At 32.3% G+C, this 10142-nt stretch carries 12 protein-coding genes; 5 read left to right on the forward strand and 7 right to left on the reverse strand.

Annotated elements, in window-relative coordinates; genetic code table 11:
• The 7 genes from ABWP20_RS17570 to ABWP20_RS17600 all read right to left on the reverse strand — a co-directional run.
• On the reverse strand, positions 1 to 313 hold a 313-nt coding region (locus ABWP20_RS17570; RefSeq protein WP_353097608.1), incomplete at its 3' end, for a MazG-like family protein.
• A 108-nt stretch (positions 314 to 421) separates the two neighbouring features.
• The gene (gene rpsR / locus ABWP20_RS17575; protein ID WP_353097610.1) at positions 422 to 646 is read right to left on the reverse strand and encodes a 30S ribosomal protein S18; all 225 of its coding nucleotides are present in this window, start codon (positions 644 to 646) and stop codon (positions 422 to 424) included.
• A gap of 15 nt (positions 647 to 661) precedes the next feature.
• A complete protein-coding gene (locus tag ABWP20_RS17580) occupies positions 662 to 1093 on the reverse strand; it encodes a single-stranded DNA-binding protein (RefSeq protein ID WP_353097612.1) in 432 nt (143 codons plus the stop codon).
• Between the two features lie 19 nt (positions 1094 to 1112).
• Positions 1113 to 1394: a 30S ribosomal protein S6 gene (gene rpsF / locus ABWP20_RS17585; RefSeq protein WP_353097614.1), complete on the reverse strand. Its 282-nt coding sequence runs from the start codon at positions 1392 to 1394 to the stop codon at positions 1113 to 1115.
• A 98-nt stretch (positions 1395 to 1492) separates the two neighbouring features.
• Positions 1493 to 2692, reverse strand: a complete 1200-nt coding sequence (locus ABWP20_RS17590; RefSeq protein WP_353097616.1) for an FprA family A-type flavoprotein — start codon at positions 2690 to 2692, stop codon at positions 1493 to 1495.
• Between the two features lie 54 nt (positions 2693 to 2746).
• A complete protein-coding gene (locus ABWP20_RS17595; RefSeq protein WP_353097618.1) occupies positions 2747 to 4654 on the reverse strand; it encodes an acyl-CoA dehydrogenase family protein in 1908 nt (635 codons plus the stop codon).
• Positions 4655 to 4869: 215 nt separating this feature from the next.
• Positions 4870 to 5520 carry a hypothetical protein gene (locus ABWP20_RS17600; RefSeq protein ID WP_353097620.1) on the reverse strand — a complete coding sequence of 217 codons (651 nt, stop codon included), beginning with the start codon at positions 5518 to 5520 and terminating at the stop codon, positions 4870 to 4872.
• A gap of 233 nt (positions 5521 to 5753) precedes the next feature.
• Between ABWP20_RS17600 and ABWP20_RS17605 the strand changes: the two genes are divergently transcribed.
• From ABWP20_RS17605 to phoU, 5 genes are read left to right on the forward strand one after another with little or no spacing between them, the layout of a single operon-like run.
• Positions 5754 to 6683 (forward strand): substrate-binding domain-containing protein, encoded by a 930-nt coding sequence (locus tag ABWP20_RS17605; protein WP_353097622.1) that lies wholly within the window; start codon positions 5754 to 5756, stop codon positions 6681 to 6683.
• 11 nt (positions 6684 to 6694) lie between these two features.
• Positions 6695 to 7555, forward strand: a complete 861-nt coding sequence (gene pstC / locus ABWP20_RS17610) for a phosphate ABC transporter permease subunit PstC (RefSeq protein ID WP_353097624.1) — start codon at positions 6695 to 6697, stop codon at positions 7553 to 7555.
• Positions 7552 to 8379 (forward strand): phosphate ABC transporter permease PstA, encoded by an 828-nt coding sequence (gene pstA / locus ABWP20_RS17615; protein ID WP_353097626.1) that lies wholly within the window; start codon positions 7552 to 7554, stop codon positions 8377 to 8379. Before pstC ends, pstA begins: the two co-directional genes overlap by 4 nt.
• Entirely contained in the window at positions 8372 to 9139 is a 768-nt protein-coding gene (gene pstB, locus ABWP20_RS17620; RefSeq protein ID WP_353097627.1) for a phosphate ABC transporter ATP-binding protein PstB, read from the forward strand. The genes pstA and pstB overlap by 8 nt, the downstream gene beginning before the upstream one ends.
• A 36-nt stretch (positions 9140 to 9175) precedes the next feature.
• Complete coding sequence (gene phoU, locus ABWP20_RS17625; RefSeq protein ID WP_353097629.1) at positions 9176 to 9835, forward strand: phosphate signaling complex protein PhoU; 660 nt, start codon at positions 9176 to 9178, stop codon at positions 9833 to 9835.
• The last annotated feature ends 307 nt before the right edge of the window (positions 9836 to 10142 follow it).

The following is a 10142-nucleotide window of genomic DNA, read 5'->3' on the forward strand; positions in this document are numbered from 1 at the left end:
TATGTTTATCAATAAATTCAAGCAATATACTTAAATCCCCATACCATTTTTCTATTTTATGTTCTTCTATTAAATTAAGCTTAATATTCTCTCTTAATGCCGACTCTATATTTTCATAGCCTAACCCTAATCTTTTACCCAAAAGTAGAGATTCTAATATAATATTTGAAATAATATCTTCTAGATTCTCTTTTGTATTTTCTTCCCCATCTGCTAAAGCGGAATATAGATTAGCTACAGTACCAAGCAACTGAGATTTAAGCCATTCTACTGTTTTCATATTCTTTATAATATCTATATCTTTATTTTTCATCCCATTCCCATCCTTTTAATTTTATATTTGTCTTATTAAAATAATACAAAGTCTAGGGAAATAAGTCAAATAAAAAGTCCTGAAAAAAATAAGAGAGGATACCCTCTCTTATTCTGCACTATATGGTAATAATGCTACTTGTCTTGCTCTTTTTATAGCTGTTGTAAGTTCTCTTTGATGTTTTGAACAGTTTCCGGAAATTCTTCTAGGAAGAATTTTTCCTCTTTCTGTTATATATTTTTTAAGTTTATTTATATCTTTATAATCTATATGAGTTGATTTATCTGCACAAAAGCTACAAATTCTTTTTCTTGGTTTAAATCTTCTTTGCATCTTTTTACCCTCCTTCTAGAATGGAATGTCATCATCATCAGTGGGATGGAAACCTTCTATACCGCCAAAATCTAAACTAGAATCATTAAAATCTGATGGTTTGTTTTTATCTCCCCATTCTAAGAATTCAACATTATTAGCTACAACTTCCGTTGTATATACTCTAACTCCGTCTTTTTCATAAGAGCCAGTTTGAATTCTACCTTGGATACCCACTAATCTACCCTTTACTAAGTAGTTAGCACAGTTTTCTGCAGGTCTACCCCATACAGTTATGTTGATAAAATCCGCAGTTGGCTGATTTCTAGATTCCATTTCTTGTTTTTTTTCTCTAGAAAGCCCCTTGTCAACTGCTATTCCAAATCTTGCAACAGCAGCACCACTACCAGGTATATACCTTAATTCAGGGTCTCTTGTTAATCTTCCTATTAATACAACATTATTCAATATTCTCACCTACCTTAGATTATTCATCTTCTCTAATGATCATATGTCTCATAATGCTGTCAGAAATTCTAGAAATTCTATCTAATTCTTTTACAACTTCTGCTGTACCTTCAAAGTTTATAAGTACATAGTATCCTTCGGCAATATCATCAATTAGATATGCAAGTTTTCTAGTTCCCCACTCATCAATGTTTGTAATAGATCCGTCTGCTTCAATTATACCCTTGAATCTTTCAAGAATCTGAACTCTTTTTTCTTCTTCACTCGGTAAAAAGATAAACACTGCTTCATATTTTCTCATGTATTTCACCTCCCTATGGACTATCGGCCCTATCCTATAAGATAGAGCAAGGATTTACCAAAGTATTATATCATTAATAGATTAAGTATGCAAGAAAATTATTTCATAGATTCAATAATACTGTCTGCCATAGCTTCTATTAAATCACTGTCATCTTCTTTCATACTGGAATTTAATGTTATCTCATTATCTAATATAATCATGTCTTTCATTTCATCTAATAATTCACGCATTAATCTTCCAGATTGAGGACTCCATGAGCCATTTTCTATAATAGCAAAGGTACGTTTCTGAAGATTTAATGCTTTCATATCCATAATGTAATTTAACATTGGTGGATAAATCTTTAAATTATAAGTTACAGAAGCAAGAACTATATGACTATATTTAAATGTATCAGAAATCAAATAAGATACATGAGTTTTTGAAACATCATGCATAACTACATTTTTTATTCCTTTTTCAACTAATTTTGTTGCTAGATAATTAGCTGCAACCTCTGTATTTCCATACATTGTTCCATAAACTATTACTACTCCTTTTTCTTCCGGCTCATATTTACTCCATTTATCATGCTTATCTATGAAATATCCTAAATCACTGCGCCATACAGGTCCATGCAGCGGACAGATAATCTTTATATCAATATTTTGAGCTTTCTTTAAAAGAGATTGAACATGTGGACCATATTTTCCTACAATATTGGTATAATATCTTCTAGCTTCATCAATCCAATCTCTGTCAAAATCCACCTCATCGTTAAATAATTTACCATTTAATGCACCAAATGATCCAAAGGCATCAGCAGAAAATAATACGCCATTAGTAGTATCATATGTTACCATTACTTCTGGCCAATGCACCATTGGGGCAGAAATAAACACAAGATTATGTTTTCCAAAGGACATACTGTCCCCTTCTTTTACTTCTATTATTTTATCATCTATATTGAAACCAAATTGACGCATAAACAAAGATGCTTTTTCCGTACATATGATCTTTAAGTCTGGATATCTAATAATAATTTCTTCAATACATGCTGCATGGTCTGGTTCCATATGATTAATTACCATATAATCCAGATTTCTATCTCCTAGAACTCCTTTAATATTGTCAAGAAACTGTCGGCAAACTGCCCAATCTACAGTATCAAACAACACTGTCTTTTTATCTAACAGCAAATATGAGTTATAAGATACACCTCGTTCTATGGGATGAATATTTTCAAAAAGGGCAAGACGATGGTCATTGCCACCAACCCAATAAAGATCCTCAGTTATATTTCTAACACAATGCATATAATAATCCCCCTTTTACTTAAAATATCTTATAATATTTACTTATTATAGAAATCATACTTCTATAAACATATCCTTTTCTTCACCACAGGAAGGACAGGTCCATTCTTCAGGTAACTTTTCAAAAGTTGTTCCTGGACTTATTTCACCTTCTGGATCACCTACACCAGGATTATATTCATAGCCGCATCCATTACATACATGATATTTCCAAGTAGGAGCAACTTTCTTTGGTGCAGATCTCTTCATCTTCTTCATAGGTGGTGCTTCTTTTTTAGGCTCTCCATTATCTAAAGCAGCTGTTAACAGTGGTAATATTTCCATTATATCACCAACAATACCATAATCTGCATTCTTAAATATTTTTGCATTAGGATCAATATTTATAGCAACAATTGTAGTAGCATCCTTTATGCCCTTTAAATGTTGACCTGCTCCTGAAATGCCGCAAGCTATATAAAGATTCCCATTAAACTTCTGACCTGACATACCTACATATCGATTTAATGGCAGATATTTAAGGGTCTCCGCCACTGGACGAGATGATCCTATGGCTGCACCAGCTTGAATTGCCAAATCCTCTATAAGTTTCATATTTTCTTTTGCACCTATACCCATACCTGCACTTACTACTCTATCTGCTTTAATTATTGGAGTATCAAGAGGAATGCCTACTGTAAAATCATAGCCATCTGCCTTAAGGGCTTTCACAAGCTCATTAACTCTTTCCTCAGGAGTTCCACTATTGAAAATAATCTTCTTACGATAACCTGTAGCTGGCCCTACCTTAGCTGCAGTACCTCCATGATCAGCCTTTGCCATCTTGCCAATGATACTAGAAGCTACTACAATACGCTGAATTTCATTAGTCCCTTCATATATTGTACAAATTTTAGCATCTCTATAGGCACGTTCAATATCCATACCCTTTAGATAACCGCTTCCGCCAAATATTTGAAGACCATCATTTACAACTTCAAGACAAATCTCAGAAGCATACATTTTAGCCATGGCAGCTTCCGCACCATAAGACTCATCATTTCCCTTTAACTCTGCTGCACTATAAACTAAAAATCTAGCTGCTCTAATTTTGGTTGCCATATCCGCTAATTTAAAGGAAATTACCTGCTGCTGACAAATAGGTTTCCCAAATTGAATTCTTTCCTTTGAATATTCTAATGCACTTTCATAAGCACCTTGTGCAATACCAAGGGCTTGGGCTGCAATACCAATACGTCCTCCATCTAAAGTTGACATAGCAATCTTAAAGCCTTGACCTTCTTTACCTAGTAAATTTTCCTTAGGAACCTTTACATTGTTAAAGACAAGCTCCGCAGTAGCAGAAGAACGAATACCCATTTTATCGTAATGTTTACCAAAGGTAAAACCTTCCCATCCTTTTTCAACAATAAATGCGCTGATTCCACGAGTGCCTATATCTGGTGTTGTAACTGCAAATACTATATAAGTATCTGCTTCACCTCCATTAGTAATATAAATCTTTTCACCATTTAAAATATAATAATCGCCGTCTAAAACGGCTGTTGTCTCAGTACCACCTGCATCACTACCTGCATTTTCTTCAGTAAGAGCAAATGCTCCTATCTTTTTTCCCTTTGCTAAAGGAACTAAGTATTTTTGTTTCTGTTCTTCTGTTCCATAAGCATCTATAGGATATGCACCTAAAGATGTATGGGCAGAAAGAATTACACCTGTACCACCATCTACCCTGGACAATTCTTCAACGGCTATAGCATAGCTGATTACATCAAGTCCCGCTCCACCGTACTTCTTTTCATAAGGTATACCTAGCATACCCATACTAGCTAATTTTTTAATTGCCTCAGATGGAAATTTATTTTCTTGGTCTAATATAAATGCAATAGGCTTAACTTCCTCTTCAGCAAATTGTCTAATTATTGTCCTCAATTCCTCATGTTGTTCTGTAGTCTTAAAAAACATAAACGCACCTCCTAATAATTAAAACAACCTCAAAATATTTTTGTCTGATTAATTGCAATAATCAAAACCCTTCGCCTTCGAGTTGCTTTTACCCTTTTATAGCCTGTCTAAACCAATCTTTATCTTTTATTATAAAAGCATAATGGACGGTTTCCCTGTCTTATACCACAGAAAAACCGTCCATTATTATTCATTATATAATTTTTAAAATTTAACTACATGCCCTTGTCAACTACAACATTAGCATTTGTATCAGCCTTGATTTCTACATTTCCCTTAGCATATTTACCAGCTGCTTTAACTCTATAATTTCCATTTTTTAAAGTAGTTATATAGTCTCCACTGCCATCTCCCTCAACTATTGTTTCGATTTCATTATCTGAGTTGATAAATACTAGTTTTAATTCACCACTATTAACTTCCGTATTATATGTAAGGGCTAATTCTTCTTTTTCATCACATTCAATCTTCATAATAGTATTAGTACCAGAAAATTCTTCAAAGCTCATTTTAAACTCAGAGCCTTTTCCTTCTCTATCCTGAGAGAAATAAATAAACGAATCATAATCCTCAACTATTTTCTCATCATCATTATATAATTCAGAATATAGCTTACTATATGTTTCATCTTTTTCAGTATAATCAATCTTAGTAGAAGTATCAGTATTAAAAGCTTCTTCAGTATATATTCTAAACCCAGGCTTTTCCCCTTCTCTATCATTAGAAGAATCACCCGATGAATCTTGGCTATCAACTATTATATTGCTATCATTATCTAATGCCTCTTTTGTATCCTTTAATTGACCTCCACAACCACATAACCATATCATAGATCCAATAACAATTTTCAAAATTAATTTTTTCACTATTTCGCCACCTATCTATTATTTAATACCATTATTTGTATATATAATACCACAAATTTATTGTGATTCCAATAACACATTCAATAAACCTTATTACTTTTTATACCCTCAACAATATCATATCTAGAATATAGTTTAATTAATTTTACATAAACTTTACATTGCCATAACAATAGATTTAACATTCCCCATATATACTAAAGGCAAATAGATAAATTAAAGGAGGAAATAAAGTGAAAAAAATAATTACTTTAATATTGTCATTTGTTTTAGTAGCATCAATTCTTACAGGGTGTAAGTCCAATAATGAAGGTGAGAAAGATTTAGATACTGGTGCTAATACAAAAGTTGAAAAAGAAAAGGATAATAAGAAAGAATTTGATACATCTAATGAAATCGTAGTAGTTACTAGAGAAGAAGGCTCTGGTACAAGAGGTGCTTTTATAGAACTAACTGGAGTAGAAGAAAAAGACGGTAGTGGTAAGAAAATCGATAGAACTACAAAAGAAGCCATTACTCAAATGAAAACAGATACTATTCTTACAACAGTTGCTGGAAATGAATATGCAATAGGTTATGTATCCACAGGGTCACTTAATGATACAGTAAAAACATTAAATGTAGATAGCATAGCTCCTACAACTGAAAATATCAAAAATGGAAGCTATAAAATAGCTAGACCTTTTAATATTGCAACAAAAAATGAAGTTTCCGAAGTAGCTAATGATTTTATAGATTTTATAATGAGCAAAGAAGGACAAGAAGTTGTTTCGAATAACTATATAGCCATAGATGATAATGCTGAGCCATATAATGGTTCTAAACCAGCTGGCAAAATTGTAGTAGCAGGCTCTTCATCTGTTACCCCAGTTATGGAAAAACTTAGAGAATCTTATCTATCAATTAATCCAAATGCTCAAATAGAAGTACAGCAATCTGACTCCTCAGCAGGTATGCAGGCTGCTATAGATGGCACCTGTGATATAGGAATGGCTTCAAGGGCTTTGAAGGATAGTGAAAAGGCAGAACTTAAGGATATTGCCATAGCATTAGATGGTATTGCAGTAATTACTAATCCAGCAAATACTTTAAATGATATATCTTTAGAAAATATAAAAAATGTTTTTATAGGTGAACTTATTAACTGGAGTGACATTAAATAGAAGGTGATTAAATGAAAAGAAAATTCTTTGAAAAATTCATGGAGATAATATTTTTTATCTCCGCTTGCATTTCCATAATATCAGTAATTTTAATATGTTATTTTATGTTTGCTAACGGAATACCTGGAATTAAGAAAATTGGAATATTTAATTTTTTACTTGGTAAGGACTGGTCTCCATCAAATATTCCTCCGTCATTTGGAATATTTCCTATGATTATAGGAAGCATTTATGTAACTGCAGGTGCTATAGTTCTGGGAGTGCCTATTGGAATTTTAACTGCAATATATCTAGCAAAGTTTTGTCCAAAGAAAATTTATAACTTTTTAAAACCTGCAGTAAACCTAATGGCTGGAATTCCTTCTATAATATATGGATTTTTTGGTCTTGTTATATTAGTACCTCTAATTCGAGAACTATTGGGCGGTACAGGAAGCAGCATATTAACAGCTTCTATACTTCTTGGAATAATGATTTTACCAACTATAATAGGACTCTCAGAATCAGCAATCAGAGCAGTGCCTACTAGTTATTACGAAGGAGCTGTAGCCCTAGGTGCAACCCATGAATATTCAGTATTTTTTGCAATGCTGCCTGCAGCTAAATCAAGAATACTTTCCTCTATAGTACTTGGCATTGGCAGAGCAATAGGTGAAACTATGGCAGTAGTCATGGTAGCTGGAAATCAAGCTCGTATGCCTAAAGGCTTATTAAAAGGAATACGTACCTTGACTGCTAATATTGTAATAGAAATGGGCTATGCAGCTGATCTTCATAGAGAGGCATTAATCGCAACTGGAGTAGTATTATTTATCTTCATACTCCTTATAAATGGATTATTCTCTTTTTTAAAAAGGAAGGTGGCTAATTGAATAGATTAAGTAAATTGCTAAAAGGATTTATAATGTTTTCAGCCTTTGCTACCTTCTCCATACTATTTATTATAATTGGATATATATTAATCAAAGGTATTCCCTATCTAAAGCCTTCTTTATTTGCTTTAGAATATACTACAGAAAATGTTTCCTTGTTTCCAGCCATAATCACTACTCTTATAATGACATTTTTAGCATTATTAATATCCTGTCCTATTGGTGTATTCACTGGATTTTATTTAATTGAATACGCAAAGAGCAGCAATAAACTAGTTAAAATAATAAGATTAACAACAGAAACATTATCAGGAATTCCATCTATTGTTTATGGTTTATTTGGACTTTTATTTTTCGTAACAACCTTAGGTTGGAGTTTTTCAATTGCTGCTGGGGCTTTTACTCTTGCAATTATGATTCTCCCCCTCATAATTAGAGCAACAGAAGAAGCCCTCCTAGCAGTACCTAATACTCTTCGTGAAGCAAGCTTTGGTCTAGGTGCAGGTAAGCTAAGGACTATATTCAAAATAGTATTACCTACAGCTATGCCTGGAATATCCTCTGGAATTATCCTAGCAATAGGTAGAATTGTAGGCGAAACTGCAGCACTTATATATACTGCTGGTACAGTTCCGCAGATACCAAAGAACTTATTTTCATCAGGGAGAACTTTAGCAATTCATATGTATTCTCTTTCCAGTGAAGGATTATATACTAATGAGGCTTATGCCACTGCCGTAGTACTTTTAATTGTTGTAATAGGGATTAATGGATTATCATCATTAATATCTAAAAAATTATCGAAAGGGGATTTAAATGGATAAAATAGTAGTTGAAAATTTAAATTTATATTATGGAAATTTTCAAGCTCTTAAAGATATAAATATAAATATGCACAAAAACTTAATAACTGCCTTTATTGGACCATCTGGCTGTGGAAAGTCCACATTCCTTAAAACTCTTAATCGAATGAATGATTTAGTAGAAGGATGTAAAATAGAAGGAAATGTTCTATTAGATGGAAAAAATATATATAGTAATGCAAACGGTAATGGAAATATAGATGTGAATCTTCTAAGAAAACGTGTTGGTATGGTTTTTCAAAAACCAAATCCATTTCCAATGAGTATATATGATAATATTGCCTTTGGTCCTCGTACTCATGGGATAAAATCAAAAAATAAACTTGATGAAATTGTAGAAAAAAGCCTTAGTCATGCTGCCATATGGAATGAAGTAAAGGATAGATTAAAAAAGAACGCCCTTGAATTATCTGGTGGACAGCAACAGAGAATCTGTATAGCAAGAGCTTTAGCTATTGACCCAGAAGTACTTCTGCTAGATGAACCTACCAGTGCCCTTGACCCTATATCAACTGCAAAAATCGAAGACTTAGTACAGGAATTAAAGGATAGTTATACAATCATTATGGTAACTCATAATATGCAGCAAGCAACTCGTGTTTCAGATAAAACTGCATTTTTCTTATCAGGAGAGCTAATAGAATTTGGTGATACTGATACTATATTCTCTAATCCAAGAGATAAGCGTACTGAAGATTATATAACTGGAAGATTTGGATAAACTGCTATTTGCTAATTTATACTAGGAGTGATATATATGAGAAGTAGGTTTGATAAGGAATTAGATTCATTAAACGAAGAGCTTACAGATATGGGAAGTATTGTTGAAAGCTCTATAGAAGCAGCAGTCACTGCTCTTATAGAACAAAATGCTGAACTTGCAAAAAGAATTGTAGAAAATGATAAAGAAGTAGATGATATAGAAAAAAGTATAGAAAGAAAATGTCTAAAACTTCTGCTGCAGCAACAGCCTGTTGCTAGTGATTTGAGAATGATATCATCAGCATTGAAGATGATTACAGACATGGAAAGAATCGGAGACCAAGCCGCTGATATTTCTGAAATAACATTAAGACTTGTTGGACAAAAATATATAAAAAAACTTAACCATATTCCTCAAATGGCTAATGCTACAATAAAGATGGTAAGAGATAGTGTAGATGCCTTTGTAAGGAGAGATTTAGAACTTGTAAAGACTGTCATAGATTATGATGATGAAGTTGATGGGTTATTTCATATTGTAAAAAACGAATTAATTGAACTTATTAGAGAAAATGTGGAAAATGGAGAACAAGCTGTAGATCTTCTTATGATAGCTAAGTATCTGGAAAGGATCGGAGACCATGCAGAAAACATTGCTGAATGGGTTTATTATTCCATTACTGGAGAACATTATAGAGGTAATAAACAATTTTAAGTTAAATAATTCTTAAATACAAACAAAAACACGCCAAAGAAATTTCTATGATTTTGAAATCTTCTTTGGTTTTATATTATATATTATAATTGCTTTAGTGATATAATTAAGATATATAATCAATCATATAGTTTAATTATATATTTCTAAGTTTTGCTAGTTATTGTAGCGCAATAAATCAACTAAAACAATATTTTCCAGACTTGGTCATTATCGAGCTAATTTAAATATAAATATTTTATAATACATTATTATTTAGAGATGAGCATAATTAAATAATTTTAAAGTTAAAAATCATTAGATATAA

The sequence above is a fragment of the Tissierella praeacuta genome (genome assembly GCF_040396155.1).
GTDB classification, from domain to species: domain Bacteria; phylum Bacillota; class Clostridia; order Tissierellales; family Tissierellaceae; genus Tissierella; species Tissierella praeacuta_A.